The 24,530-nt window shown below is 59.3% G+C and carries 33 protein-coding genes; 32 read left to right on the plus strand and 1 reads right to left on the minus strand.

What is annotated here, in order from left to right:
- Positions 1-4: 4 nt before the first annotated feature.
- The 26 genes from rplB (at position 5) to bfr (ending at position 14,016) form a co-directional block, all read left to right on the plus strand.
- Positions 5-826, plus strand: coding sequence for a 50S ribosomal protein L2 (gene rplB, locus AC1ZV1_RS03275; protein WP_024767388.1), 822 nt, complete (start codon positions 5-7; stop codon positions 824-826).
- 16 nt (positions 827-842) lie between these two features.
- A complete protein-coding gene (rpsS, locus tag AC1ZV1_RS03280) occupies positions 843-1,118 on the plus strand; it encodes a 30S ribosomal protein S19 (RefSeq protein ID WP_017521902.1) in 276 nt (91 codons plus the stop codon).
- A gap of 12 nt (positions 1,119-1,130) precedes the next feature.
- A complete protein-coding gene (rplV, locus tag AC1ZV1_RS03285) occupies positions 1,131-1,463 on the plus strand; it encodes a 50S ribosomal protein L22 (RefSeq protein WP_015475325.1) in 333 nt (110 codons plus the stop codon).
- Between the two features lie 13 nt (positions 1,464-1,476).
- Positions 1,477-2,163: a 30S ribosomal protein S3 gene (rpsC, locus tag AC1ZV1_RS03290; RefSeq protein ID WP_024767387.1), complete on the plus strand. Its 687-nt coding sequence runs from the start codon at positions 1,477-1,479 to the stop codon at positions 2,161-2,163.
- 11 nt (positions 2,164-2,174) lie between these two features.
- Complete coding sequence (gene rplP / locus AC1ZV1_RS03295) at positions 2,175-2,588, plus strand: 50S ribosomal protein L16 (RefSeq protein WP_009617163.1); 414 nt, start codon at positions 2,175-2,177, stop codon at positions 2,586-2,588.
- Complete coding sequence (gene rpmC, locus AC1ZV1_RS03300) at positions 2,588-2,779, plus strand: 50S ribosomal protein L29 (protein WP_003093720.1); 192 nt, start codon at positions 2,588-2,590, stop codon at positions 2,777-2,779. The genes rplP and rpmC overlap by 1 nt, the downstream gene beginning before the upstream one ends.
- Positions 2,780-2,781: 2 nt before the next feature.
- On the plus strand, positions 2,782-3,048 hold the full coding sequence (rpsQ, locus tag AC1ZV1_RS03305) for a 30S ribosomal protein S17 (protein ID WP_009617165.1): 267 nt from the start codon (positions 2,782-2,784) through the stop codon (positions 3,046-3,048).
- 16 nt (positions 3,049-3,064) lie between these two features.
- Positions 3,065-3,433 (plus strand): 50S ribosomal protein L14, encoded by a 369-nt coding sequence (gene rplN / locus AC1ZV1_RS03310; RefSeq protein WP_017521901.1) that lies wholly within the window; start codon positions 3,065-3,067, stop codon positions 3,431-3,433.
- Between the two features lie 12 nt (positions 3,434-3,445).
- Positions 3,446-3,760, plus strand: coding sequence for a 50S ribosomal protein L24 (rplX, locus tag AC1ZV1_RS03315; protein ID WP_045215317.1), 315 nt, complete (start codon positions 3,446-3,448; stop codon positions 3,758-3,760).
- Between the two features lie 19 nt (positions 3,761-3,779).
- A complete protein-coding gene (gene rplE, locus AC1ZV1_RS03320; RefSeq protein WP_017521899.1) occupies positions 3,780-4,319 on the plus strand; it encodes a 50S ribosomal protein L5 in 540 nt (179 codons plus the stop codon).
- A 13-nt stretch (positions 4,320-4,332) separates the two neighbouring features.
- Positions 4,333-4,638 carry a 30S ribosomal protein S14 gene (gene rpsN / locus AC1ZV1_RS03325; RefSeq protein ID WP_045215313.1) on the plus strand — a complete coding sequence of 102 codons (306 nt, stop codon included), beginning with the start codon at positions 4,333-4,335 and terminating at the stop codon, positions 4,636-4,638.
- A 189-nt stretch (positions 4,639-4,827) separates the two neighbouring features.
- Entirely contained in the window at positions 4,828-5,220 is a 393-nt protein-coding gene (gene rpsH, locus AC1ZV1_RS03330) for a 30S ribosomal protein S8 (RefSeq protein ID WP_015475331.1), read from the plus strand.
- 11 nt (positions 5,221-5,231) lie between these two features.
- Entirely contained in the window at positions 5,232-5,765 is a 534-nt protein-coding gene (gene rplF / locus AC1ZV1_RS03335; RefSeq protein ID WP_015475332.1) for a 50S ribosomal protein L6, read from the plus strand.
- A gap of 10 nt (positions 5,766-5,775) precedes the next feature.
- Entirely contained in the window at positions 5,776-6,126 is a 351-nt protein-coding gene (rplR, locus tag AC1ZV1_RS03340) for a 50S ribosomal protein L18 (RefSeq protein ID WP_017521897.1), read from the plus strand.
- Between the two features lie 3 nt (positions 6,127-6,129).
- A complete protein-coding gene (gene rpsE / locus AC1ZV1_RS03345; RefSeq protein ID WP_009617173.1) occupies positions 6,130-6,630 on the plus strand; it encodes a 30S ribosomal protein S5 in 501 nt (166 codons plus the stop codon).
- A gap of 2 nt (positions 6,631-6,632) precedes the next feature.
- A complete protein-coding gene (gene rpmD / locus AC1ZV1_RS03350; RefSeq protein WP_009617174.1) occupies positions 6,633-6,809 on the plus strand; it encodes a 50S ribosomal protein L30 in 177 nt (58 codons plus the stop codon).
- A gap of 3 nt (positions 6,810-6,812) precedes the next feature.
- Complete coding sequence (gene rplO, locus AC1ZV1_RS03355; RefSeq protein WP_045215310.1) at positions 6,813-7,247, plus strand: 50S ribosomal protein L15; 435 nt, start codon at positions 6,813-6,815, stop codon at positions 7,245-7,247.
- On the plus strand, positions 7,248-8,579 hold the full coding sequence (secY, locus tag AC1ZV1_RS03360; RefSeq protein WP_024767080.1) for a preprotein translocase subunit SecY: 1,332 nt from the start codon (positions 7,248-7,250) through the stop codon (positions 8,577-8,579). It begins immediately after the preceding gene.
- Between the two features lie 24 nt (positions 8,580-8,603).
- Complete coding sequence (rpmJ, locus tag AC1ZV1_RS03365; protein WP_014854209.1) at positions 8,604-8,720, plus strand: 50S ribosomal protein L36; 117 nt, start codon at positions 8,604-8,606, stop codon at positions 8,718-8,720.
- 130 nt (positions 8,721-8,850) lie between these two features.
- Positions 8,851-9,207, plus strand: a complete 357-nt coding sequence (gene rpsM, locus AC1ZV1_RS03370) for a 30S ribosomal protein S13 (RefSeq protein WP_024767079.1) — start codon at positions 8,851-8,853, stop codon at positions 9,205-9,207.
- An 18-nt stretch (positions 9,208-9,225) separates the two neighbouring features.
- The gene (rpsK, locus tag AC1ZV1_RS03375; protein ID WP_003093689.1) at positions 9,226-9,615 is read left to right on the plus strand and encodes a 30S ribosomal protein S11; all 390 of its coding nucleotides are present in this window, start codon (positions 9,226-9,228) and stop codon (positions 9,613-9,615) included.
- A 16-nt stretch (positions 9,616-9,631) separates the two neighbouring features.
- Positions 9,632-10,252, plus strand: a complete 621-nt coding sequence (rpsD, locus tag AC1ZV1_RS03380) for a 30S ribosomal protein S4 (RefSeq protein ID WP_054906702.1) — start codon at positions 9,632-9,634, stop codon at positions 10,250-10,252.
- Positions 10,253-10,274: 22 nt separating this feature from the next.
- On the plus strand, positions 10,275-11,276 hold the full coding sequence (locus AC1ZV1_RS03385; RefSeq protein WP_009617182.1) for a DNA-directed RNA polymerase subunit alpha: 1,002 nt from the start codon (positions 10,275-10,277) through the stop codon (positions 11,274-11,276).
- Positions 11,277-11,319: 43 nt separating this feature from the next.
- A complete protein-coding gene (gene rplQ, locus AC1ZV1_RS03390; protein ID WP_015475338.1) occupies positions 11,320-11,709 on the plus strand; it encodes a 50S ribosomal protein L17 in 390 nt (129 codons plus the stop codon).
- Between the two features lie 259 nt (positions 11,710-11,968).
- Positions 11,969-13,417, plus strand: a complete 1,449-nt coding sequence (gene katA / locus AC1ZV1_RS03395) for a catalase KatA (protein ID WP_484295500.1) — start codon at positions 11,969-11,971, stop codon at positions 13,415-13,417.
- Positions 13,418-13,551: 134 nt separating this feature from the next.
- Positions 13,552-14,016, plus strand: a complete 465-nt coding sequence (gene bfr / locus AC1ZV1_RS03400; protein WP_413348494.1) for a bacterioferritin — start codon at positions 13,552-13,554, stop codon at positions 14,014-14,016.
- 146 nt (positions 14,017-14,162) lie between these two features.
- Here bfr and uvrA read toward each other — a convergent pair whose 3' ends face one another.
- Positions 14,163-16,997, minus strand: a complete 2,835-nt coding sequence (gene uvrA / locus AC1ZV1_RS03405; protein WP_484295501.1) for an excinuclease ABC subunit UvrA — start codon at positions 16,995-16,997, stop codon at positions 14,163-14,165.
- Between the two features lie 212 nt (positions 16,998-17,209).
- Here uvrA and AC1ZV1_RS03410 point away from each other — a divergent pair, with 212 nt between their 5' ends.
- The 6 genes from AC1ZV1_RS03410 to AC1ZV1_RS03435 all read left to right on the plus strand — a co-directional run bounded on the left by AC1ZV1_RS03410 (position 17,210) and on the right by AC1ZV1_RS03435 (position 24,460).
- Entirely contained in the window at positions 17,210-18,598 is a 1,389-nt protein-coding gene (locus AC1ZV1_RS03410) for an MFS transporter (protein WP_484295502.1), read from the plus strand.
- 18 nt (positions 18,599-18,616) lie between these two features.
- Positions 18,617-19,114 (plus strand): single-stranded DNA-binding protein, encoded by a 498-nt coding sequence (ssb, locus tag AC1ZV1_RS03415; RefSeq protein WP_017521888.1) that lies wholly within the window; start codon positions 18,617-18,619, stop codon positions 19,112-19,114.
- Between the two features lie 133 nt (positions 19,115-19,247).
- Positions 19,248-20,504 (plus strand): tyrosine-type recombinase/integrase, encoded by a 1,257-nt coding sequence (locus tag AC1ZV1_RS03420; protein ID WP_484295503.1) that lies wholly within the window; start codon positions 19,248-19,250, stop codon positions 20,502-20,504.
- Entirely contained in the window at positions 20,479-22,023 is a 1,545-nt protein-coding gene (locus tag AC1ZV1_RS03425; protein ID WP_484295504.1) for a site-specific integrase, read from the plus strand. The genes AC1ZV1_RS03420 and AC1ZV1_RS03425 overlap by 26 nt, the downstream gene beginning before the upstream one ends.
- A complete protein-coding gene (locus AC1ZV1_RS03430; protein ID WP_484295505.1) occupies positions 22,020-24,029 on the plus strand; it encodes a hypothetical protein in 2,010 nt (669 codons plus the stop codon). The genes AC1ZV1_RS03425 and AC1ZV1_RS03430 overlap by 4 nt, the downstream gene beginning before the upstream one ends.
- Complete coding sequence (locus AC1ZV1_RS03435; RefSeq protein WP_484295506.1) at positions 24,026-24,460, plus strand: hypothetical protein; 435 nt, start codon at positions 24,026-24,028, stop codon at positions 24,458-24,460. The genes AC1ZV1_RS03430 and AC1ZV1_RS03435 overlap by 4 nt, the downstream gene beginning before the upstream one ends.
- Positions 24,461-24,530: the final 70 nt, after the last annotated feature.

The raw sequence follows: 24,530 nt of genomic DNA on the forward strand, positions 1-24,530 counted from the left end.
CATCATGGCAATCGTTAAATGCAAACCGACTTCCGCTGGTCGTCGTTTCGTCGTCAAGGTAGTGAACCAGGACCTGCACAAAGGTGCCCCGTTCGCTCCCCTGCTCGAGAAGAAGTCCAAGTCGGGCGGCCGTAACAACAACGGTCGCATCACCACCCGTCATATCGGTGGTGGCCACAAGCAGCACTATCGTCTGGTCGACTTTCGTCGCAATAAGGATGGCATTCCTGCCATCGTTGAGCGCGTCGAATACGATCCGAACCGTACTGCTCACATCGCTCTGCTGAAATACGCGGACGGCGAGCGTCGCTACATCATCGCCCCCAAAGGCGTGGTGGCTGGTGATCAACTGATCTCCGGTATCGGCGCTCCGATCAAGGCCGGCAACAACATGCCGCTGCGCAACATCCCGGTTGGTAGCACCATCCACGGTATCGAACTGAAGCCTGGCAAAGGCGCTCAGATCGCTCGCTCCGCTGGCGCCTCGGCTCAGCTGGTTGCCCGTGAAGGTGCCTACGTAACCGTACGTCTGCGTTCCGGTGAGATGCGTAAAGTCCTGGCTGACTGCCGTGCGACCCTGGGTGAAGTCTCGAACTCCGAGCACAGCCTGCGTTCGCTGGGTAAAGCCGGTGCCAAACGCTGGCGTGGCGTTCGCCCGACCGTTCGTGGTGTTGCCATGAACCCGGTCGACCACCCGCATGGTGGTGGTGAAGGTCGTACCTCTGCTGGTCGTCATCCGGTATCGCCGTGGGGTCTTCAGACCAAGGGTAAGAAGACTCGCGCGAACAAGCGTACCGACAACATGATCGTCCGTCGCCGCAAGTAAATAGAGGGATACGACAGTGCCACGTTCTCTGAAAAAAGGTCCTTTTATCGATCTTCACCTGCTGAAGAAGATCGAAGTGGCGGTAGAAAAGAACGACCGCAAGCCGATCAAGACCTGGTCGCGCCGTTCTATGATCATGCCGCACATGGTTGGTCTGACCATCGCTGTCCACAACGGCCGTCAACACGTGCCCGTTCTGGTCAACGAAGACATGGTTGGTCACAAACTCGGCGAGTTCGCTGCTACCCGCACTTATCGTGGGCACGCTGCGGACAAGAAAGCCAAGCGTTAAGGGGTAAGGAAGATGGAAGTAGCCGCTAAGCTCTCGGGCGCTCGTATCTCCGCCCAGAAAGCCCGCTTGGTCGCCGACCAGATCCGCGGGAAGAAGGTGGGCGATGCGCTCAACCTCCTGGCTTTCAGCAACAAGAAAGCCGCCGAGATCATGAAGAAAGTGCTGGAGTCGGCCGTTGCCAACGCCGAGCACAACGAAGGCGCCGATGTAGACGATCTCAAAGTCTCCACCGTCTTCGTCAACGAAGGTCGTTCGCTCAAGCGCATCATGCCGCGTGCCAAAGGCCGTGCTGATCGCATCGTCAAGCGGTCTTGCCATATCACTGTCAAGGTTGCGGACAAGTAACGGAGTCGATCAGATGGGTCAGAAAGTACATCCCAATGGCATCCGCCTGGGTATCGTCAAGGAGCACACCTCCGTTTGGTACGCAGATAAGCGCACTTACGCCGATTATCTGTTCGCCGACCTGAAGGTACGTGAGTATCTCCAAGACAAACTAAAAAGCGCGTCCGTCAGCCGTATCGACATCCATCGTCCGGCTCAGACTGCACGTATCACCATCCACACCGCTCGTCCCGGCATCGTGATCGGCAAGAAAGGTGAAGATGTTGAGAAACTGCGTCAGGACCTGACCAAGCAAATGGGTGTGCCGGTGCACATCAACATCGAAGAGATCCGCAAGCCGGAACTCGACGGTATGCTGGTTGCGCAAAGCGTAGCTCAGCAGCTGGAGCGTCGCGTCATGTTCCGTCGCGCCATGAAGCGCGCTGTACAGAACGCCATGCGCATTGGTGCCAAAGGCATCAAGATCCAGGTAAGCGGTCGTCTGGGCGGCGCTGAAATCGCTCGTACCGAGTGGTATCGCGAAGGTCGTGTGCCCCTGCACACCCTGCGTGCCGACATCGACTATGCAACCTACGAAGCGCACACCACCTACGGTGTGATCGGTGTGAAGGTTTGGATCTTCAAAGGCGAGGTCATTGGTGGCCGCCAGGAAGAGCTGAAGCCCCAAGCGCCCGCTCCTCGTAAAAAAGCTGCTAAGTAAGGAGTACGCAAATGCTGCAACCTAAGCGTACGAAGTTCCGCAAGCAAATGACCGGTCACAACCGTGGCCTGGCTCATCGCGGTTCCAAAGTCAGCTTCGGCGAGTTTGCCCTCAAGGCAACCAGCCGTGGCCGTCTCACCGCGCGTCAGATCGAGTCCGCACGTCGTGCGCTGACCCGTCACGTAAAACGTGGCGGCAAGATCTGGATTCGCGTATTCCCCGACAAGCCTGTTACCAAGAAGCCCCTGGAAGTACGTATGGGTAAAGGTAAGGGTGGCGTCGAGTACTGGGTAGCCCAGATTCAACCGGGCAAGGTCCTGTACGAGATCGAGGGTGTATCCGAAGAGCTGGCGCGTGAGGCATTCGCCCTGGCTGCTGCAAAGCTGCCGCTCGCCACCTCCTTTGTTAAGCGGACGGTGATGTGATGAAAGCGAATGAACTTCGTGAAAAATCCGTTGAGCAGCTGAACGAGCAACTGCTCGGCCTGCTGCGCGACCAGTTCAATCTGCGCATGCAGAAAGCAACTGGCCAGTTGGGGCAGTCTCACCTGCTCTCGCAAGTGAAGCGCGACATCGCTCGCGTTAAAACTGTGCTCAACCAGCAAGCAGGTAAGTAATCATGGCTGAAGCTCAGAAAACCGTCCGTACGCTGACCGGCCGTGTCGTCAGCGACAAGATGGACAAGACCGTCACCGTTCTGATCGAGCGCCGCGTTAAGCACCCGATCTACGGCAAATACGTGAAGCGTTCGACCAAACTGCACGCCCACGACGAAACCAATCAGTGCCGCATTGGTGACCTGGTCACCATTCGCGAGACCCGTCCGCTGGCCAAGACCAAGGCCTGGACCCTGGTTGATATCGTCGAGCGCGCGGTTGAAGTCTAAGGGTCGGAGATAGAAGATGATTCAGACTCAATCCATGCTCGAAGTCGCTGATAACAGCGGCGCGCGTCGCGTAATGTGCATCAAGGTACTCGGCGGTTCCCACCGCCGTTACGCCGGCATTGGCGACATCATCAAGGTCACCGTCAAGGAAGCAATTCCGCGTGGCAAGGTGAAGAAGGGCCAGGTCATGACTGCCGTGGTCGTTCGCACCAAGCACGGCGTACGTCGTACCGACGGTTCCATCATCCGCTTCGACGGCAACGCCGCCGTCCTGCTGAACAACAAGCAGGAGCCGATCGGCACCCGTATCTTCGGGCCCGTGACTCGTGAACTTCGTACCGAGAAGTTCATGAAGATCGTCTCCCTTGCCCCAGAAGTGCTGTAAGGAGTAGCCGTCATGCAAAAAATTCGTCGTGACGACGAAGTCATCGTCATTGCCGGCAAGGACAAGGGCAAGCGTGGCAAAGTGATCAAGGTTCTGGCTGACGACCGTCTGGTCGTTGGCGGTGTGAACCTGGTCAAGCGCCACACCAAGCCCAACCCCATGCTCAACCAGCAAGGCGGGATCGTCGAGAAGGAGGCGCCTCTGCACGTCTCCAACGTCGCCATCTTCAACGCTGAAACCAACAAGGCTGACCGCGTTGGTTTCAAAGTCGAAGACGGTAAGAAGATTCGTGTCTTCAAGTCGACCCAGAAACCGGTTCAGGCTTGAGGGAGCTAGGTAGATCACCATGGCACGATTGAAAGAAATTTATCGGAAGGAAATCGCTCCCAAGCTGAAGCAAGAGCTTCAGCTGGCGAACGTGATGGAAGTTCCGCGCGTTACCAAAATCACCCTGAACATGGGTCTTGGCGAAGCTGTCGGCGACAAGAAAGTCATCGAGAGCGCCGTAGCTGATCTGGAAAAGATCGCGGGTCAGAAGCCGGTTGTGACTTACGCTCGTAAGTCCATCGCTGGCTTCAAGATTCGTGAAGGCTGGCCGATCGGCGTAAAAGTCACCCTGCGTGGCGATCGCATGTACGAGTTCCTGGACCGTCTGCTGTCGATCTCCCTGCCGCGCGTTCGTGACTTCCGCGGTCTGAACGCCAAGTCCTTCGACGGCCGTGGCAACTACAGCATGGGCGTCAAAGAGCAGATCATCTTCCCGGAAATCGATTACGACAAGATCGATGCCCTCCGCGGTATGGATATCACTCTGACCACCACCGCGCGTTCGGATGATGAGGGTCGTGCACTGCTGCGCGCCTTCAAATTCCCGTTCCGCAACTGATTGGAGTAGGACCATGGCTAAAGAGAGCATGAAGAACCGTGAGCTGAAGCGTCAGCAAACGGTAGCCAAGTACGCCAAAAAGCGTGCCGAGCTGAAAGCGATCATCGCTAATCCGAGCACTTCCGCAGAAGATCGTTGGAATGCCCAGGTCGCCCTGCAGAAGCAACCGCGTGACGCGAGCGCCAGCCGCCTGCGTAACCGTTGCCGCCTGACCGGTCGTCCGCACGGTTACTACCGCAAGTTCGGCCTGAGCCGTAACAAGCTGCGTGAAGCAGCAATGCGCGGTGACGTACCGGGCCTGGTGAAAGCCAGCTGGTAAGTGCTAGACGGAGCTGGCAACGGCTCCGTTGATCGCTTTGCGGATCAAGCCCCCTCGTGGGGCTTGATTCGTTTTTAAGCGATCTCTAGAATACCCGGCTCCCCCGAGTCCGGGTTTTAGTTCGTCCGGCGTTTTGAGGGCGAGTTATGAAGTTGAAGGCTTATCTTTTGTATCAGGAGCATTAAGCCCATGAGTATGCAGGACCCGTTAGCAGACATGCTAACTCGCATCCGTAATGCCCAGATGGCTGAGAAGACCGTCGTGAGCATGCCGTCTTCCAAGCTGAAAGCGGCAGTCGCCAAAGTCCTCAAGGATGAAGGCTACATTGCGGATTTCCAAGTCACCGCCGAGGCCAAGCCTCTGCTGTCGATCGAGCTGAAGTACTTCGAAGGCAAGCCTGTCATCGAGGAAGTGAAGCGAATCAGCCGTCCTGGCCTGCGCCAGTACAAATCCGTAGACCAGCTGCCGAAAGTTCGCGGCGGCCTGGGCGTTTCGATCGTCTCCACCAACAAAGGTGTGATGACTGACCGCGCTGCCCGTGCCGCTGGTGTCGGTGGCGAAGTGCTCTGCACTGTGTTCTAAGGGGAATCAGCATGTCTCGCGTTGCTAAGAACCCCGTCATTCTGCCTGCCGGCGTTGAAATCAAGCTGGCTGGTCAGGAACTTTCGATCAAGGGTGCCAAGGGCGCTCTCGAGCTGAAAGTACATCCGTCCGTCGAAGTCATTCAGGACAACGGTGAGCTGCGTTTCGCTGCGCGTAACGGCGACCAGCAGACCCGTGCCATGGCCGGTACCACCCGCGCTCTGGTCAACAACATGGTAATCGGTGTCAGCCAGGGCTTCGAGCGCAAGCTCCAGTTGGTTGGTGTTGGTTACAAGGCGCAGGCCAAAGGCCAAGTGCTGTCCCTGGCTCTCGGCTTCTCCCACCCGGTTGATTACGAACTGCCTGCCGGCATCGTCGCGGAAACCCCCAGCCAGACCGACATCCTGATCAAGGGTATCGACAAGCAGCTGGTTGGCCAGGTGGCCGCGGAAATCCGCGACTTCCGTCCGCCGGAGCCGTACAAAGGCAAGGGCGTGCGTTACGCCGACGAAGTCGTCCTTCGTAAAGAAGCCAAGAAGAAGTAGGGCATAGCAAATGAGCGTCAAGAAAGAAACCCGTCTGCGCCGCGCTCGCAAGGCTCGCCTGAAGATGCGCGAACTGGAAGCCGTACGCCTCTGCGTGTACCGCTCCTCCCAGCACATCTACGCCCAGGTCATTGCAGCCGACGGCGGCAAGGTCCTGGCCAGCGCCTCGACCCTGGACAAAGAACTGCGCGAAGCTGCCACCGGCAACGTCGACGCAGCCAAGAAAGTTGGTCAACTGGTCGCGGAACGCGCCAAGGCTGCCGGCGTCACTCAGGTGGCGTTCGACCGTTCTGGCTTCAAGTACCACGGTCGTATCAAGGCCCTGGCTGATGCCGCTCGTGAAGGCGGTCTGGAGTTCTAAGTTATGGCAAACAACGATCAAAAGCGCGACGAAGGCTACATCGAGAAGCTGGTTCAAGTGAACCGCGTCGCCAAAACCGTAAAAGGTGGCCGTATCTTCGCCTTCACCGCGCTGACCGTGGTTGGCGATGGCAAGGGCCGTGTTGGCTTCGGTCGTGGCAAGGCGCGTGAAGTGCCTGCCGCCATCCAGAAGGCAATGGAAGCTGCTCGCCGCAACATGATCCAGGTTGATCTGAACGGCACCACCCTGCAGTACCCGACCAAGTCCGCCCATGGCGCCTCCAAGGTGTACATGCAGCCGGCTTCCGAAGGTACCGGCATCATCGCCGGCGGCGCCATGCGTGCTGTCCTGGAAGTGGCCGGTGTGCAGAACGTTCTGGCGAAGTGCTACGGCTCCACCAATCCGGTGAACGTGGTCTACGCAACCTTCAAGGGCCTGAAGAACATGCAGTCCCCTGAGTCGGTAGCGGCCAAGCGTGGCAAGAGCGTCGAGGAGATTCTCTAACCATGGCAACTGTCAAAGTTACCCTGATCAAGAGCCTGAACGGCCGTCTGGCCAATCACAAGGCTTGCGTCAAAGGCCTCGGCCTGCGTCGCATCAATCATACCGTCGAAGTTCAGGACACTCCTGAAAACCGCGGCATGATCAACAAGGCCTACTACCTGCTGCGTGTGGAGGGTTAATCCATGCAACTGAACGATCTGCGTTCCGCGCCGGGTGCCCGTCGCGAAAAGCACCGTCCGGGCCGTGGCATCGGTAGCGGTCTGGGCAAGACCGGTGGCCGTGGTCACAAAGGTCAAACCTCCCGCTCCGGTGGCTCCATCGCTCCGGGCTTCGAGGGTGGTCAGCAGCCGCTGCACCGTCGTCTGCCGAAGTTCGGCTTCAACTCGCTGAAAGCCATGGATCGCGCAGAAGTGCGCACTTCCGAGCTGGCCAAGGTCGAGGGTGATGTCGTAACCGTGCAGTCCCTGAAGGATGCCAACGTGATTAACCAGAACGTACAGCGTGTGAAAGTCATGCTGTCGGGCGACGTTACTCGCGCAGTCACCCTGAAAGGCATTGGCGCCACCAAGGGCGCTCGTGCGGCTATCGAAGCAGCTGGCGGCAAAATCGAGGACTAAATGGCTAAGCAAGGTGCTCTCTCTGCGCTGAGCAACGGTGGTGGTTTGTCCGAGCTCTGGGCACGTCTGCGTTTCCTGTTCCTGGCGATCATCGTCTATCGGATCGGCGCGCATATCCCAGTCCCGGGCATCAACCCCGATCGCTTGGCGGCACTGTTCCGGCAGAACGAGGGGACCATTCTTAGCCTCTTCAACATGTTTTCCGGCGGCGCGCTGGAGCGCATGAGTATTTTTGCATTGGGGATCATGCCGTACATCTCGGCATCGATCATCATGCAGCTCATGACCGCAATCAGCCCGCAGCTGGAGCAGTTGAAGAAAGAGGGTGAGTCTGGGCGTCGCAAGATCAGCCAGTACACCCGCTACGCAACTCTCGTCCTGGCACTCGTCCAGGCCATTGGCATGTCCATTGGTCTGGGTAGCCAGGGCGTGGCCTTCTCCAACGACTTCGGCTTCTACTTCGTGTCGGTCACCACCTTCGTGGCGGGTGCACTGTTCATGATGTGGCTGGGTGAGCAGATCACCGAACGGGGTGTCGGCAACGGCATCTCCATGCTGATCTTCTCCGGTATCGTCGCAGGTCTGCCCCGAGCAATCGGCCAGTCCTTCGAGTCCGCGCGTCAAGGTGACATCAACATCTTCGCCCTGATCGCCATCGGCCTGCTGGCTGTGGCTATCATCGCGTTCGTGGTGTTCATCGAGCGGGGGCAGCGCCGTATCGCCGTGCATTACGCCAAGCGCCAGCAAGGTCGCAAGGTGTTTGCCGCCCAAACCAGCCATTTGCCGCTGAAAGTGAATATGGCGGGTGTTATTCCTGCGATCTTCGCCAGCAGCATCCTGCTGTTCCCGGCATCCCTGGGTGCCTGGTTCGGTCAGTCTGAAGGCCTGGGTTGGCTGCAGGACGTCGCGCAAGCGATTGCTCCTGGTCAGCCGCTGAACATTCTGCTGTTTAGTGCAGGGATCGTTTTCTTCTGCTTCTTCTACACAGCGCTGATGTTCAACCCGAAGGACGTGGCGGAAAACCTCAAGAAGTCCGGTGCATTTATTCCGGGTATTCGTCCGGGTGAACAGTCGGCTCGCTATATCGATGGCGTACTGACTCGTTTGACCATGTTCGGTGCCCTGTACATGACGGCTGTGTGCCTGCTGCCCCAGTTCCTGGTCGTAGCTGCTCACGTACCGTTCTACCTTGGCGGGACCTCGTTGCTGATCGTGGTCGTGGTTGTGATGGACTTTATGGCTCAAGTACAATCGCACCTCGTTTCTCACCAGTACGAATCCCTCATGAAGAAAGCCAACCTGAAGGGTTATGGCAGCGGTCTGCTGCGCTAATCCGTAAGGTTCGAGGAGTCACTGATGAAAGTTCGTGCATCGGTTAAGAAGCTGTGCCGCAACTGCAAGATCGTCCGTCGCGAAGGCGTCGTTCGTGTGATCTGCAGCGCGGAGCCGCGTCACAAGCAGCGCCAAGGCTGAGTGTGAACCACGCGTTATAACCCGGCAGCTAGTGTGCTGCCGGGTTGATTATTTGTTTTTACAGCGCTAATATCCGCGCCCTTTCTTGGCTCCCTGGGCGCCGGGTAGCTGTCAATTGGAGTTTTTCTGAATGGCCCGTATTGCAGGCGTAAACATTCCGGATAACAAGCACACTGTTATCTCGCTGACCTACATCTATGGTGTTGGTCGCACTACCGCACAGAGCATCTGTGCAGCCACCGGCATCAGCCCGGCTGTAAAGATCAAAGAGCTGAGCGAAGAGCAGATTGATTCGCTGCGTACCGAGGTGGCCAAACTGACCACCGAAGGTGACCTGCGTCGCGAAATCAACATGAACATCAAGCGTCTGATGGACCTCGGTTGCTACCGCGGTCTGCGTCATCGTCGTGGTCTGCCGGTTCGCGGTCAGCGCACCAAGACCAACGCGCGCACCCGTAAGGGCCCGCGTAAGCCGATCCGCAAGTAATCGCTTAGGAATCTAGTCATGGCAAAACCTGCTGCTCGTCCTCGCAAGAAAGTCAAAAAGACGGTGGTCGACGGGATCGCGCACATCCACGCGTCCTTCAACAACACCATCGTTACCATCACTGACCGTCAGGGCAACGCTCTGTCCTGGGCCACCTCCGGTGGTTCGGGCTTCCGCGGCTCGCGTAAGAGCACCCCGTTCGCTGCCCAGGTAGCGGCCGAGCGTGCCGGCCAGGCTGCTCTGGAATACGGTCTGAAGAACCTTGACGTAAACGTCAAAGGCCCGGGCCCGGGTCGCGAGTCGGCTGTTCGTGCGCTGAATGCCTGCGGTTACAAGATCGCCAGCATCACCGACGTAACCCCGATCCCGCATAACGGCTGCCGTCCGCCGAAAAAGCGTCGCGTGTAATAGGAGACAGTGAGAAATGGCTCGTTACATTGGTCCCAAGTGCAAACTGTCCCGCCGCGAAGGCACTGACCTCTTCCTGAAGAGCGGCGTTCGTGCCCTCGACTCGAAGTGCAAGGCAGAACAAGTTCCCGGTCAGCATGGCCAGCGTCGTGGTCGCCTGTCCGACTACGGTCTGCAGCTGCGCGAGAAGCAAAAAGTTCGCCGCATCTACGGCGTTCTGGAACGTCAATTCCGTGGCTACTATCAGGAAGCGTCCCGCCGCAAGGGCTCCACGGGTGAAAACCTGCTGCAGCTGCTTGAGTGCCGTCTGGACAACGTCGTCTACCGTATGGGCTTTGGTTCCACTCGTTCCGAATCCCGTCAGCTGGTGTCCCACAAGACCATCAGCGTCAACGGTCAGACCGTAAACGTACCGTCCTACCAGGTCAAAGCTGGTGACGTGGTTGCTGTTCGCGAGAAATCGAAGAACCAGCTGCGTATCGCTCAAGCTCTGGACCTGTGCGCCCAGCGCGGTCGCGTTGAGTGGGTCGACGTGGACACCGACAAGAAAGCTGGCACCTTCAAAAGTGTCCCGGCTCGTGCCGATCTGTCCGCCGACATCAACGAAAACCTGATTGTCGAGCTCTACTCCAAGTAAGGGCTAGAAAATAGGTGCATCCATGCAGAGTTCGGTAAATGAGTTCCTGACCCCCCGCCACATCGATGTGCAGGTGGTCAGCCAAACCCGCGCCAAGATCACCCTCGAGCCCCTCGAGCGTGGTTTCGGCCATACCCTGGGCAACGCGCTGCGTCGCATCCTGTTGTCCTCCATGCCTGGCTGTGCAGTAGTCGAGGCCGAGATCGACGGCGTACTCCATGAGTACTCCGCCATCGAAGGTGTGCAGGAAGATGTCATCGAGATCCTGCTCAACCTGAAAGGCCTGGCTATCAAGCTGCACGGTCGTGACGAAGTGACGCTGACCCTGGCGAAAAAGGGCTCGGGTGTGGTGACCGCTGCCGATATTCAGCTGGATCATGATGTCGAGATCGTCAACGGTGACCATGTTATCGCCCACCTGGCCGATAACGGCGCGCTGAACATGAAGCTGAAAGTCGCTCGTGGCCGTGGCTACGAGCCGGCTGATGCCCGTTCGAGTGATGAAGACGAAAGCCGTAGCATTGGCCGTCTCCAGCTCGACGCCTCGTTCAGCCCCGTACGTCGTGTTGCCTACGTGGTCGAGAACGCCCGTGTCGAACAGCGTACCAACCTGGACAAGCTGGTCCTTGATCTGGAAACCAACGGCACCCTGGATCCTGAAGAGGCTATCCGTCGCGCCGCTACCATCCTGCAACAGCAGCTGGCAGCGTTCGTGGACCTCAAAGGCGACAGCGAACCCGTCGTTGAAGAGCAGGAAGACGAGATCGATCCGATCCTGCTGCGTCCGGTCGATGACCTTGAGCTGACCGTTCGTTCGGCCAACTGCCTGAAGGCAGAGAACATCTACTACATCGGTGACCTGATCCAACGCACCGAAGTAGAGCTGCTCAAAACGCCGAACCTGGGCAAGAAGTCCCTGACCGAAATCAAGGACGTTCTGGCCTCTCGCGGTCTGTCCCTCGGTATGCGCCTCGACAACTGGCCGCCGGCAAGTCTCAAGAAAGACGACAAGGCTACTGCCTGATCGTCGTAGCTACCGAACGTAAAGTTTGGAAAGGAATTGAACCATGCGCCATCGTAAAAGTGGTCGTCACCTGAGCCGCACCAGCGCGCACCGCAAGGCTATGTTCCAGAACATGGCTGTGTCGCTCTTCGAACACGAACTGATCAAAACCACCCTGCCCAAGGCCAAGGAACTGCGTCGCGTTGCCGAGCCGCTGATCACCCTGGCTAAAGTGGATAGCGTTGCCAACCGTCGTCTCGCTTTCGACCGTACCCGTTCGAAAGAAGCCGTAGGCAAGCTGTTCAACGAGCTGGGCAAGCGCTACGCCAACCGTCCGGGCGGCTACCTGCGCATCCTGAAGTGCGGCTTCCGCGCCGGCGACAATGCCCCTATGGCATACGTCGAACTGATTGACCGCGCAGTTGGCGGCCAAGCAGTAGAAGCTGCAGAGTAAGGTTCACGCCTTATAAGAAACCGGGCCCTGCGCCCGGTTTTTTATCGCCTATCGAAAAGTTTTTCTCTATCGATCAGCTCAAATCAATAAATTGGCTGACCCGTGTCCTTGTCACCGATCCTTAACGTCGTCGACTTCTACTGCTTGCTGAGCTGGATCAACAGCCCGATCGCCGGTAGAGGCGCCTAATTGTCCGATTGGGATGTCGAGCCGCGCTCACCGCCGGCCATTGCACACCCCGCCGTTGAGGAGAGTAACGATGAGTGACAACACCCGCCTGACGACCGCTGCCGGAGCGCCGGTCGCTGAGAACCAGAACGTACAGACCGCCGGCCCGCGGGGCCCGATGCTGCTGCAGGACGTCTGGTTCCTGGAGAAACTGGCACACTTCGACCGCGAAGTGATCCCTGAGCGCCGCATGCATGCCAAGGGCTCCGCCGCCTACGGCACCTTCACCGTCACCCACGACATTACTCGGTACAGTCGCGCCAAGCTGTTCTCCCAGGTGGGCAAGCAGACTCCGCTGTTCCTGCGCTTCTCTACCGTTGCTGGCGAGCGTGGCGCTGCCGATGCAGAGCGTGACATTCGTGGCTTCGCCATGAAGTTCTACACCGAGGAAGGCAATTGGGACCTGGTCGGCAACAACACGCCAGTTTTCTACTTCCGTGACCCGCTGAAATTCCCCGATCTGAACCACGTGGTTAAGCGCGATCCGCGTACCAACCTGCGGAACGCCACGATGAAGTGGGACTTCTTCTCGCACCTGCCCGAGGCCCTGCACCAACTGACCATCGACTTCAGCGATCGCGGCCTGCCGCGCAGCTATCGCCATGTCCACGGCTTCGGCAGCCACACCTTCAGCTTCATCAATGCCAGCAACGAGCGCTTCTGGGTCAAGTTCCACTTCAAGACCCAGCAGGGCATCGAGAACCTGAGCAACGAGGAAGCCGCCAAGCTGGTGGGCGCTGACCGCGAAAGCTCGCAGCGAGATCTGTTCGATGCCATCGAGCGCGGCGACTTCCCGCGCTGGAAGATGTATGTGCAGGTCATGCCGGAGAAGGAGGCGGCAACCTACCGCTACAACCCGTTCGACCTGACCAAGGTCTGGCCGCATGGCGACTATCCGCTGATCGAGGTGGGTTATTTCGAACTGAATCGCAACCCGGCGAACTACTTTGCCGAGGTCGAGCAGTCCGCGTTCTCTCCGGCGAACATCGTCCCCGGCATCGGCTTCTCGCCAGACAAGATGCTTCAGGGCCGCCTGTTCTCCTATGGCGATGCGCACCGTTACCGCCTGGGTGTGAACCACCACCAGATCCCGGTGAACGCTGCGCGCAACAATCCGCGCATCTATCACCGCGATGGCGCCATGCGTGTGGACGGCAACAATGGCGACATGACCGTCACCTACGAACCGAACAGCTTCAACCAGTGGCAGGAGCAGCCGGACTACTCCGAACCGCCGCTGACCCTGGAAGGCACTGCGGCCCACTGGAACCACCGCGTGGACGATGACTACTACAGCCAGCCGGCCGCGCTGTTCCGCCTGTTCGACGAAGCCCAGCGGCAGCGTCTGTACGAGAATATTGCCGGTGACATGGCAGGCGTTCCGGATGCTATCCAGCGTCGTCAGCTCGCGCTGTTCTTCAAGATCGACCCGGCCTATGGCGAAGGCGTCGCCAAGGCGTTGGGCCTGACGCAGGACTAAGTACAAGCCGCTCCAGCAGCCGCCCTCTTTGGAGGGTGGCTGCGTTTGTGGGGCATTGTGGGCTTGACCCCGGTCATGGCCAGTCGCGACCATAGCGCCGTTTAATTTGCTGTCACGTCCCAGGGAGAAGGCTGATGCAAGGCCATGCCGAGGTTATCGATTATCTCAACACGCTGCTGACCGGTGAGCTGGCCGCTCGCGACCAGTACTTCATCCACTCGCGCATGTACGAGGACTGGGGCTTCACCAAGCTCTACGAGCGCCTCAACCACGAGATGGAGGAGGAGACCCAGCACGCCGACGCCCTGCTGCGCCGCATCCTGCTGCTTGAAGGAACCCCGCGTATGCGTCCGGACGACATCCATCCGGGCAAGACCGTGCCGGAGATGCTGGAGGCCGACCTCAAGCTGGAGCGTCACGTGCGTGCTGCACTGGCCAAGGGCATTGCCTTGTGCGAGCAGCACAAGGACTTCGTCACCCGCGATATCCTCCGTGTGCAGCTGACCGACACCGAGGAAGACCATGCCTACTGGTTGGAGCAGCAGCTCGGCCTGATCCAGAAGGTGGGGCTGGAGAACTATCTGCAATCGCAGATCTGATCCATAGCTCCGCTTCTTCAAAGCCCCCGGCGCCCATGCTCCGGGGGCTTTGCTTTTGTAGGAGCGAGCAAGCTCGCTCCTACAAAGAGCCCAAGAAAAAGCCCCTGTGCCGATGGGCTGCAGGGGCTTTTTCATGCCGGTGCGGATCAGGCCCGATCACGCTCCAGCAGCGGCTTGAGGAAGTGCCCGGTGTGCGACACCGCCAGCTCCGCGACCTGCTCCGGCGTGCCGGTGGCGATGATCTGGCCGCCCTTGGAGCCGCCCTCGGGGCCGAGGTCGACCAGCCAGTCGGCGGTCTTGATCACGTCGAGGTTGTGCTCGATGACCACGACGGTGTTGCCGTGGTCGCGCAGGCGATGCAGCACGTCGAGCAGTTGCTGGATATCCGCGAAGTGCAGGCCGGTGGTCGGCTCGTCGAGGATGTACAGGGTCTTGCCGGTATCGCGCTTGGACAGCTCGCGGGACAGCTTCACCCGCTGCGCCTCGCCGCCGGACAGTGTCGTCGCGCTCTGGCCCAGCTTGATGTACGACAGGCCGACGTCCATCAGCGTCTGCAGCTTGCGGGCGATGGCCGGCACGGCGTCGAAGAACGCGCGGGCGTCCTCGATGGTCATGTCCAGCACCTCGGTGATGCTCTTGCCCTTGTAGCGGACCTCCAGGGTCTCGCGGTTGTAGCGCTTGCCCTTGCAGACGTCGCAGGGGACGTAGATGTCCGGCAGGAAGTGCATCTCCACCTTGATCACGCCGTCGCCCTGGCAGGCCTCGCAGCGACCGCCCTTGACGTTGAACGAGAAGCGCCCCGGGCCGTAGCCGCGCGAGCGGGCTTCCGGCACGCCGGCGAACAGTTCGCGGATCGGTGTGAACAGCCCGGTGTAGGTCGCGGGGTTGGAGCGCGGCGTGCGGCCGATTGGGCTCTGGTCAATGTCCACCACCTTGTCCAGGTGCTGCAGGCCGTCGAACGAGTCGTAGGGCGCAACTTCCAGCGTGGTGGCGCCGTTGAGCGCAGTGGCGGTGATCGGGAACAGGGTGTTGTTGATCAGCGTCGACTTGCCGGAGCCGGAAACACCGGTGATGCAGGTGAACAGGCCAACCGGGATTTCCAGGTTGACGTTCTGCAGGTTGTTGCCGCGCGCGCCCTTGAGCTTGAGCAACTGCTTCTTGTTGCGCGGGGTGCGCTCGGCGGGTACGAGGATCTTGGTGCGGCCCGACAGGTAGGCGCCGGTGACCGAGTCCGGATGGTCCATCACCTGCTGCGGGGTGCCCTCGGCGACGATCTGCCCGCCGTGCACGCCGGCGCCGGGGCCGATGTCGACGACGTAGTCGGCCAGGCGGATAGCGTCTTCGTCATGCTCGACCACGATGACCGTGTTGCCCAGGTTGCGCAGGTGAGTGAGGGTGCCCAGCAGACGCTCGTTGTCGCGCTGATGCAGGCCGATGGAAGGCTCGTCGAGGATGTACATGACGCCCACCAGGCCGGCGCCGATCTGGCTGGCCAGGCGGATGCGCTGGGCCTCGCCGCCTGACAGGGTGTCCGCGCTGCGGTCCAGGGTCAGGTAGTCGAGGCCGACGTTGACCAGGAACTGCAGGCGTTCGCGAATCTCCTTGAGGATTTTCGAGGCGATCTCGCCGCGGCGGCCGGTAAGGGTCAGGCTCTCGGCGTACTCGCAGGCGGTGCCGACCGGCATTGCCGTAATCGCCGGCAAGGTCTTGTCGCCGACCCAGACGTGGCGCGCCTCGCGGCGCAGTCGCGTGCCATGGCAGTCCGGGCAGGGCTGGGTGCTGAGGAACTTGGCCAGTTCCTCGCGCACGGTGGCCGACTCGGTCTCGCGGTAGCGGCGTTCCAGGTTCGGCAGGATGCCTTCGAAGGGGTGCGCGCGCTTGACGATGTCGCCACGGTCGTTGAGGTAGCGGAATTCGACGTTCTCGCGGCCCGAGCCGTTGAGGATGAACTTCTGGTGGTCCGGGTCCAGGTTCTGGAAGGGCTCTTCCAGGCTGAAACCGAAGTGCCCGGCCAGTGAGCCGAGCATCTGGAAGTAGTAGACGTTGCGCCGGTCCCAGCCGCGGATTGCGCCCTCGGCCAGGGTCAGCTCGCCGTTGACTACCCGGCGCGCGTCGAAGAACTGCTTCACGCCCAGGCCGTCGCAGGTCGGGCAGGCGCCGGCCGGGTTGTTGAAGGAGAACAGCTTGGGTTCCAGCTCGCTGATGGAGTGACCGCAGATCGGGCAGGCGAAGCGCGCGGAGAAGATCATCTCTTCGCCTTCTTCGTCATCCATGGGCGCGACCAGGGCGATGCCGTCGGCCAGGTTGATCGCTGTCTCGAAGGATTCCGCGAGGCGCTGCTGCAGGTCGCTGCGCACCTTGAAGCGGTCGACCACGATATCGATGGAGTGCTTGAGCTTCTTGTCCAGCTTGGGCACTTCATCCAGCTCGTAGAGCTTGCCGTCGACGCGGGCGCGAACGAAGCCCTGGGCACGCATCTCCTCGAACACCGCGAGGTGCTCACCCTTACGCTCGCGGATCACCGGGGCCAGCAGCATCAGCTTGCGGCCTTCGGGCAGCGCCAGCACCTGGTCGACCATCTGGCTGACGGTCTGCGCTTCCAGCGGGATGTCGTGGTCCGGGCAGCGCGGAATACCGACACGCGCATAGAGCAGGCGCAGGTAGTCGTAGATTTCGGTGATGGTGCCCACGGTGGAGCGCGGATTGTGGGAGGTGGATTTCTGCTCGATGGAAATCGCTGGTGACAGCCCTTCGATGGTGTCGACGTCGGGCTTTTCCATCATCGAGAGGAACTGCCGGGCATAGGCCGAAAGCGATTCCACATAGCGACGCTGGCCCTCGGCGTACAGCGTGTCGAAGGCCAGGGAAGACTTGCCGGAACCGGACAGGCCGGTGATCACGATCAGCTTGTCGCGCGGCAGGGTCAGGTCGATGTTCTTCAGGTTGTGGGTACGGGCCCCACGGATGAGGATCTTGTCCACTACGGCCTCGCTTGGCGGGCGAAAACAGATGAGTATACGGGGCGGGGTCGGCACGCGGCAAAGTGGCGCGTACGTGTGGTTGGACCGCAGGACTGATAGAATGCGCGGCTATTTTCGGCGTTGGCGACAACTGGCTATGCAAGGCCCGGATGACGCCTCGCCACGGGGGCAATGTAGCGCATTCCCGTTCTTCGTCATTCCATGAGGGGCCTATGCACGATTCCCACACTGAGCGCATGAGTGGCACCGAAACCCGCGCGGCCGCCGGCCTGTCGCTGGTCTTCGCGTTCCGCATGCTCGGCATGTTCATGGTCCTGCCGGTGCTCGCCACCTACGGCCAGGATCTGGCGGGCGCGACTCCTGCGCTGATCGGCCTCGCTATCGGCGCCTACGGCCTGACCCAGGCGATCCTGCAGATTCCGCTGGGCACCCTGTCCGACCGCATCGGCCGCCGGCCGATCATCATCGTCGGCCTGCTGGTGTTCGCCGCCGGAGCGGCCCTGGCCGCCAACGCCGATTCCATCTGGGGCATCATCGCCGGCCGCGTCCTGCAGGGCGCCGGGGCTATCTCCGCGGCGGTGATGGCGATGCTCTCCGACCTGACGCGCGAGCAGCACCGTACCAAGGCCATGGCGATGATCGGCATGAGCATCGGCGTGTCCTTTGCCGTGGCGATGGTCGCTGGCCCGGTGCTGACCCACTGGTTCGGCCTGCACGGCCTGTTCTGGTTCACCGCCGGCATGGCCCTGGTGGGCATGCTGATCATCCTGTTCTTCGTGCCGACGCCCGACCACCGCATGCAGCACCGCGAGTCCAGCGTGGCCAAGCAGTCGCTGCTGCCAACGCTGAAGAACGGCGAGCTGCTGCGCCTGGACGCCGGCATCCTGGTCCTCCACGCGATCCTCATGGCCAGCTTCGTCGCGCTGCCGCTGGCGCTGGTGGAGCGCGCCGGCCTGCCCAAGGAAGGGCACTGGTGGGTCTATCTGACCGCACTGCTGGTGGGCTTCTTCGGCATGGTCCCGTTCATCATCTACGCCGAGAAGAAGCGCCAGATGAAGCGCGTGCTGACCGGTGCCGTGGCGACCTTGATGCTTTGCGAACTGTTCTTCTGGGAGTTCGGCAACAGCCTCAAGGAACTGGTGTTCGGCATCATCGTCTACTTCACCGCGTTCAACCTGCTGGAAGCCTCGCTGCCGTCGCTGGTGAGCAAGGTGTCGCCGGCTGGCGGCAAGGGCACGGCGATGGGCGTGTACTCCACCAGCCAGTTCCTCGGTGCTGCCGTGGGCGGCATCCTGGGCGGCTGGATGTTCCAGCACGGCGGGCTCGACGGGGTGTTCATCGGCTGCGCGGTGCTGGCTGCCCTCTGGCTGGCGATTGCTGTTACCATGCGTGAACCGCCTTATGTAACGAGTATTCGCCTGCCTCTTTCTGATGAGGCGCTGCGCGATGCTTCGTTGGCTGAGCGTTTCAAGGCATTGCCCGGTGTGAGCGATGTGATGGTGGTTGCTGAAGAAGCGGCCGCTTATGTGAAAGTGGATTCCCAACAAGTGGATCGCACGTCCCTCGCGCGCCTTGCCGGCGCCGAGCAGGCGACGTGCTGAAGCCTTTAGGAGAGCGTCATGGCCCGTGGGGTTAACAAAGTCATTCTGGTGGGTAACGTCGGTGGCGATCCGGAAACCCGTTACATGCCCAACGGCAACGCGGTGACCAACGTCACCCTGGCCACCAGCGAGAGCTGGAAGGACAAGCAGACCGGCCAGCAGCAGGAACGTACCGAGTGGCACCGCGTGGTGTTCTTCGGCCGCCTGGCGGAAATCGTCGCCGAGTACGTGCGCAAGGGCTCGCAGATCTATGTCGAAGGCAGCCTGCGTACCCGCAAGTGGCAGGGTCAGGATGGCCAGGACAAGTACACCACCGAAATCGTGGTCGACATCAACGGCAACATGCAACTGCTGGGCGGCCGTCCCGGTGCCGGTGGTGATGACGCCCCGCGCGCTCCCCGCGAGCCGCAGCAGCGTCCGCAGCAGGCCCAGCGTCCTGCGCCGCAGCAGCAGTCCCAGCCCGCGCCGCAACCGGCTCCGGACTACGACAGCTTCGACGACGATATCCCGTTCTAGTTCCTACCAACCCTAATTTGTGTTGATTAAGGCTCACCCTCCTCAGGAGCGGTGGGCCTTTTTATTTACCCACACTTCGTTTTTGCTATAGTATTGGCTAGGGCTAAACCATACAAAAAAGAACTGTGGATAAATGGCTAGGTTTGTTGCTCAACGCATAACCTTCCGAAATGGGGAGAGGCACTCGCTACTCCAGCGAGTCGATGGGCTTCCGGTCCATGAAGTCACCCTTTACCTCGGGAAATATCGCAACAAGGGGCGCGCGGCTAACACGATTCACTTCGTCTGCAGTAGCCTGGCAGTTCTGTATCGTGAGTTGCACGCGGCGCGCGTAGATCTACTTGAGAGACTCTTGAAGGGGCAATTTCTTACTACTTCTGAACTGGGCCGCGTTGTCACTGCTGCGCGTTATCGCTCCGAGGACCTTGAGGATGTGTGGGGCGAGACCAAGGCGAACATCATCGACATTCGTCGTATAAGTATTCGCCGGAGTCAGAAGTTGGTAGAGCTCCAGCCAGTCGACGCTCAGACTTACGCGTCTCGGCTTCGATATATTGCGGACTACCTCTCGTACATCTCGGGTTATGTAGCTGCCACGCTTCCTCGTAGCGATCGGCAGGACCTTGAAGCGGATGTGGGATGTGCCCTTAGCGCTTTCCGGGAGCACATCCCTGAGGTATCCAGGCGAGCCAAGTTAGGAGCCCGGGTGGGGCTGAGCGTCGAAGAACAGGACCGAGTGTTGGCCGTAGTCCACCCGGACTCTCCGGACAACCCGTGGGTTCGTGGCTTCGTCCGTCGCCGCAACTGGTTAATCGTGATCCTTCTGCTTGCCAGTGGGATGCGAAGAGGTGAACTCCTTGGCTTGCAGGTCGGTGACATCCACCCCAATCAGCCAAAACTGAACGTTTTGCGGCGAGCCGACTCCTCGGACGACCGTCGGACGCGCCAGCCAAACACGAAGACCTACGACAGGACGATAGAGCTGACTCCTTCCGTTATGAGGGCCCTGCAGGGGTACTTGAAGGAGCGTCGGAGCATCAGGGCAGCACGTTCCATTCCACAGGTTATCGTCTCAGAGGATGGGCAGGCTCTTTCAATGCAGAGCGTGGACAAACTCTTTAAGGAACTGAGGGCTGCAATTCCAGGGTTACCGGTAACGCTCACTAGCCACGTGATGCGTCACACATGGAACGAGCGCTTCTCAGAGCAGGCCGAGGCTATGAATCTGCCCGAGGTTGCAGAGCAGAGAGCACGAAACAGCCAGCAGGGGTGGAGCGACAGTTCAAAGACCTCGGCTACCTACACTCGTAGATACACAGAAAGAAAGGGCAGAGAACTTGCTCTAAAGCTCCAGGAGCAACTTGATGACAAGCTCCGCGACGACAAGTAAAAAAACAGCATGGGCTCTAGCTCAGCCCTTGCCAGAGGTCGCTCACTCGCGCAGTGGCATCGCGTTCAACCCCAGCAGTGACCTCTGGAGTTGGGTCGATGGTGTGTTCCGCATCCGCCTGGACTTTTCTCGGTTGAGTGTTGCCGCGACATTCCCCGTTGCCTCGCTCAAGTACACCCTCCATGTTTTTGTGAAGCAGAATGCTCCGACATACGCAGGGAACCTGTTTAACGCATTCGCGCACTTTCTAATGCTTCGTGGTGGTATGCCTCTTTTGGAGACTCTCAGCGTGGCCGAGGTTTCCAACTATGCCGCGCAGCTTCAGGAACATGAGAAGTGGCGACTTGGACATCTAAACGCCCTGCTTCAGAAGTGGGGCGCGCTGGGCCTCCCTGGTGTCGAGGCAGAGTGTGTCCAATATCTCCGTGAGCGACGGAAGCCCGGAAACGTGAAGGGGGCAGCGGTACGGCAGCGGGATCCAGTCGAGGGGCCCTTTAGTGAGGAGGAATACCTTACCTTATACAAGGCCGTAGATTCAGCCTATGGCTCAGGCGCGATTTCGCGCTGGTGCATTGTTCTCTTCCGGCTTCTGTTCGCAGCCGGCGGTCGAATCTCACAGTACGCCTCCCTGAAAATCCAAGACATGGGCGTGGCTAACGGCAAGTTCGTTCTCCGGCTGCCGCAGGTTAAGACCGGTCTTGAGCACTCACGCGTCGGCTTCCTTGAGTTTGACCTGTCCCCGCAGACAGGTCGCCTTGTGTTGGAGCACATCGAGAGTCTGCGCTCCGAGGGCGATGACGACGATGCTCCACTCTTCCCGGTAGCCGAGGTTATGACGCGGGGCCCACAAAAGCAGCTTCGAAGTAAGGGGGACATGTTCTATGGGCACTGCACTAGGGACCAGTTGTCCCATGCTTTCTCGCGTATTCTGTGCGGTATTGCGCCAGCGACGGCTAGGCTTGATTTCGAGCAGATGCCTATTAGTCCGAAGAGGTTCCGGCCGACGTTCGGCACTCGCCTCGTCGATGAGGGGGCGAGTAAGACCGTTGTGGCGCATCTCTTGGGGCACGCAGATCTTCAGAACGTCGACGTCTATTTTGAGCAGTCCGCAATAGGCCTTGCGAACATGAATCGCGCGATGGGCCCTCACCTCGCGCCAGTAGCTCGTTGCTTTCAGGGGCGACTTATCGAGGGCAGAGAGCAGGCAACTCAGAAAGATGAGCCAGGTAGCACCATTATTGACTTTCGGGTTTCTCCGAAGGGGCTCGCGAGTTGCGCTGGTAAGGCTCAGGCCTGCGCGTTTGATAAGCCGGTTGCTTGTTATACGTGCTTTCGATTTGAGCCATGGCTGGATGGACCCCATGAAGCGGTGCTTGCTCGACTTGAGCTTGAGCGGGAAAAGTGGTCTTCCGACCCCAAAATTGCAGCCGTCAATGACGCCTCCATCATTGCGGTGAAAGAGGTCATCGCGGAGTGCGCCATGGTCCGTAAGCAGCGTGCGGAAGAGGCTGTATCGTGAGCGTCAGTATTCTCCATTTCACCCCGCGTGCAGAGTTCGCGCCACAGGAAAATCTCGATGCATTTGTCCAGCTTTGTAGACAGTCCGAGGTTCTAGGGGCAGTTGTCCAGTTTGACAAAAATATTTGGGATACTGGCAAGCGCAAGGGGCACAACGGAACCTTTCGGGCAATCTTCAGCACCATGGAGGCTGCAAGTCAGGACAAGCCAGAGCCCAGTATGCCTCCGCCGTTCCTCGACTTTGCCAAGGCAGTCCTTATCTACCTGCAGGACATTCGTCCGGTCACTTCGCAGGCAAACCGGATCTCAGCCTTACGCTACCTTGAGGCGTCATTGCGCGAATGGGGCAAAGGTTCCAGGCCGACGGCAGTCAACGTCGAAGTTTTAGATACGGCCGTAGAAATTGCCCATAAAAGTGTTTCTGCTGGGGTGGCGTATAGGGTTTCAGGCCAGCTTAAGTTGATTGCAGACACGATGAACTCAAAGGGCTTCATCACACTCCGATTTGCATGGGAGCACGGGCTTAAGAAACCCCGTGAACTCGGTTCCAGAATCACCAAAGATGCGCTGAATGCACGACAAGAGAAGCTGCCTTCTGCCGCTGCTTTGCGGGCGCTTGGTGGCATCTTCCAAGATGCGGCAGCACCGCGTGATGTACTGGTTTCAAGCTGCATGGCGCTCATGACCTGCGCTCCTGAGCGAGTCAACGAGGTACTACGACTAACCCGTAACTGCGTCGAGAAGGGGGATGGTCGCTTCGAGGGCCAAATTGGGCTGCGTTGGGCGGGCTCCAAGGGTGCTAACGACACCATCAAATGGCTTCCAACCGTGATGGCCCCGGTGGCTGAAAAAGCTTTAGAAAACCTTTTAGCGGTCACTTTGGCAGCTCAGGAGATTGCAACTTGGTATACAAGGAATCCAACTTCTCTGTATCTCCATGAAGGCGCGGCGCACCTTCGAGGATGTGACTTGCTGTCGGCGGCTGATATCGCTCTCATCCTCTGGGGTGACGAGAAAGCAAAGGCAAGCGCAAACGCCTGGGCGCAGAGGGGCCAGAAGCTGGAGAAGTATGATTTAGACGCTCGAGGCATCGGGTTTAAATTCGAGGATGTTCAGCGTGCTGTGTTGTCGATGCTTCCGACGACATTCCCTTACGTGCCAGGGGCCCCGACGCTGCTCTGCAAAGATGCACTGATCGTCGTCCGAGTTAACGAAATGCACCAGACAAGGGCGACTTATCTGTGCATGTTCACTTGTGCAGACTATGGCACCATCTCGAATACACTTGTGCGACACGACGGGCAGCCGAGCATCTTTGATCGCTTTGGGTATGTGGAAGACGATGGTTCTCCCATTGAAATGAATACCCACAGCCTGAGGCACTACCTAAACATGCTTGCGCAGATGGGAGGGATGAGCAGCGCAGAAATTGCCTTGTTCTCCGGGCGAAAAGATGTGGCTCAGAACAGAGCTTATGACCACATGACCTCTGATGAGGTTCAAGCCCCCATCAGTGATGCCATTAGTCAGGGCTTTATGGGGGACCTTGTCACCCATGAGCCGCGCCGATTGGTGGCTCGCAGTCAATTCTCAGGGTTGGGGGCTACAGCTGCCCACACGACGGACTATGGGTTCTGCCTACATGACTTCGCTGGCGAGCCATGCCAGATGCATAGGGACTGCATCAATTGCGAGGAGCAAGAGTGTGTGAAAGGCGAACTGCAAAAGGAGGCGAACCTACGCGCCAGCAAGGCTGAAACGGAACAGCTGCTAGAGGCGGCAAAGCAGGGCCTCAGCGATGAGGAGTACGGCGCCGATGCATGGGTGGCTCACCAGGTAAAGACGCTTGAGCGTATTGACTCCCTACTGTCTATATATGAGGACTCCTCTGTTCCGAATGGCGCACGGATTCGATTGCGCGTCATTAATCCTTCCCTCATCACCAAGGAATCTAGCGCCCCGCCGCTTCACTTTGTTCAGAGCGAAAGACGGAAGCTCTTGTCATGAAAAAAACTCGTGCTCCAGACCTAACCGATGAGCGCATCCAAGCTGTTCTCGATGCTTTGGACGGCTGGAAAGGCAAGCTCACATGGGATCTTCTCATTGCAGCGGTGAGGGACTCCACCGGCATCACTTACTCTCGATTTACTTTCTCTGGTTACCCGGAGATTGCCAATGCCTTTGCGCTTAAGAAAGAGGCTCTGAGGGGGACTTGGGGCGGGGCGGCGGCTACCCCTCGAGATGAGCGAGTGCGTGCTGCACTGGACCAAGTCGACCGCCTGAAAGCCAAAGTAGAGCGATTAACTCAGGAGAACCGATTACTCAAGGAGCAGTTCGTCACTTGGGCTCACAACGCTGAGCGGAAAGGGGTGACCATCATGATGCTTAACGCCCCGTTACCGAAGCCGGAACGTGAACGTTCCAATGTTTCGAAGTAATAGCCAGCGGGACCCAATGCTGCTTGTGCGCCAAGGTTGAGCGATAGAAGCGGTGTATGCGATATTTTCC

Source organism: Pseudomonas sp. BB438 (genome assembly GCF_057180225.1).

What these genes read in the sequence shown, in the direction of transcription:
- rpsE (WP_009617173.1), top strand. Translation starts at nt 6,130, where the DNA reads ATGGCAAACAACGATCAAAAGCGCGACGAAGGCTACATCGAGAAGCTG.
- AC1ZV1_RS03425 (WP_484295504.1), top strand. Translation starts at nt 20,479, where the DNA reads ATGACAAGCTCCGCGACGACAAGTAAAAAAACAGCATGGGCTCTAGCT.
- rpmD (WP_009617174.1), top strand. Translation starts at nt 6,633, where the DNA reads ATGGCAACTGTCAAAGTTACCCTGATCAAGAGCCTGAACGGCCGTCTG.
- rpsC (WP_024767387.1), top strand. Translation starts at nt 1,477, where the DNA reads ATGGGTCAGAAAGTACATCCCAATGGCATCCGCCTGGGTATCGTCAAG.
- rplB (WP_024767388.1), top strand. Translation starts at nt 5, where the DNA reads ATGGCAATCGTTAAATGCAAACCGACTTCCGCTGGTCGTCGTTTCGTC.
- rplE (WP_017521899.1), top strand. Translation starts at nt 3,780, where the DNA reads ATGGCACGATTGAAAGAAATTTATCGGAAGGAAATCGCTCCCAAGCTG.
- AC1ZV1_RS03420 (WP_484295503.1), top strand. Translation starts at nt 19,248, where the DNA reads ATGGCTAGGTTTGTTGCTCAACGCATAACCTTCCGAAATGGGGAGAGG.
- rplR (WP_017521897.1), top strand. Translation starts at nt 5,776, where the DNA reads ATGAGCGTCAAGAAAGAAACCCGTCTGCGCCGCGCTCGCAAGGCTCGC.
- rplX (WP_045215317.1), top strand. Translation starts at nt 3,446, where the DNA reads ATGCAAAAAATTCGTCGTGACGACGAAGTCATCGTCATTGCCGGCAAG.
- bfr (WP_413348494.1), top strand. Translation starts at nt 13,552, where the DNA reads ATGCAAGGCCATGCCGAGGTTATCGATTATCTCAACACGCTGCTGACC.
- rpsK (WP_003093689.1), top strand. Translation starts at nt 9,226, where the DNA reads ATGGCAAAACCTGCTGCTCGTCCTCGCAAGAAAGTCAAAAAGACGGTG.
- AC1ZV1_RS03435 (WP_484295506.1), top strand. Translation starts at nt 24,026, where the DNA reads ATGAAAAAAACTCGTGCTCCAGACCTAACCGATGAGCGCATCCAAGCT.
- rpsH (WP_015475331.1), top strand. Translation starts at nt 4,828, where the DNA reads ATGAGTATGCAGGACCCGTTAGCAGACATGCTAACTCGCATCCGTAAT.
- rplV (WP_015475325.1), top strand. Translation starts at nt 1,131, where the DNA reads ATGGAAGTAGCCGCTAAGCTCTCGGGCGCTCGTATCTCCGCCCAGAAA.
- rplN (WP_017521901.1), top strand. Translation starts at nt 3,065, where the DNA reads ATGATTCAGACTCAATCCATGCTCGAAGTCGCTGATAACAGCGGCGCG.
- ssb (WP_017521888.1), top strand. Translation starts at nt 18,617, where the DNA reads ATGGCCCGTGGGGTTAACAAAGTCATTCTGGTGGGTAACGTCGGTGGC.
- rplO (WP_045215310.1), top strand. Translation starts at nt 6,813, where the DNA reads ATGCAACTGAACGATCTGCGTTCCGCGCCGGGTGCCCGTCGCGAAAAG.
- rplQ (WP_015475338.1), top strand. Translation starts at nt 11,320, where the DNA reads ATGCGCCATCGTAAAAGTGGTCGTCACCTGAGCCGCACCAGCGCGCAC.
- AC1ZV1_RS03385 (WP_009617182.1), top strand. Translation starts at nt 10,275, where the DNA reads ATGCAGAGTTCGGTAAATGAGTTCCTGACCCCCCGCCACATCGATGTG.
- rplF (WP_015475332.1), top strand. Translation starts at nt 5,232, where the DNA reads ATGTCTCGCGTTGCTAAGAACCCCGTCATTCTGCCTGCCGGCGTTGAA.
- rpmC (WP_003093720.1), top strand. Translation starts at nt 2,588, where the DNA reads ATGAAAGCGAATGAACTTCGTGAAAAATCCGTTGAGCAGCTGAACGAG.
- rplP (WP_009617163.1), top strand. Translation starts at nt 2,175, where the DNA reads ATGCTGCAACCTAAGCGTACGAAGTTCCGCAAGCAAATGACCGGTCAC.
- rpsD (WP_054906702.1), top strand. Translation starts at nt 9,632, where the DNA reads ATGGCTCGTTACATTGGTCCCAAGTGCAAACTGTCCCGCCGCGAAGGC.
- katA (WP_484295500.1), top strand. Translation starts at nt 11,969, where the DNA reads ATGAGTGACAACACCCGCCTGACGACCGCTGCCGGAGCGCCGGTCGCT.
- rpmJ (WP_014854209.1), top strand. Translation starts at nt 8,604, where the DNA reads ATGAAAGTTCGTGCATCGGTTAAGAAGCTGTGCCGCAACTGCAAGATC.
- rpsQ (WP_009617165.1), top strand. Translation starts at nt 2,782, where the DNA reads ATGGCTGAAGCTCAGAAAACCGTCCGTACGCTGACCGGCCGTGTCGTC.
- AC1ZV1_RS03410 (WP_484295502.1), top strand. Translation starts at nt 17,210, where the DNA reads ATGCACGATTCCCACACTGAGCGCATGAGTGGCACCGAAACCCGCGCG.
- rpsM (WP_024767079.1), top strand. Translation starts at nt 8,851, where the DNA reads ATGGCCCGTATTGCAGGCGTAAACATTCCGGATAACAAGCACACTGTT.
- rpsN (WP_045215313.1), top strand. Translation starts at nt 4,333, where the DNA reads ATGGCTAAAGAGAGCATGAAGAACCGTGAGCTGAAGCGTCAGCAAACG.
- secY (WP_024767080.1), top strand. Translation starts at nt 7,248, where the DNA reads ATGGCTAAGCAAGGTGCTCTCTCTGCGCTGAGCAACGGTGGTGGTTTG.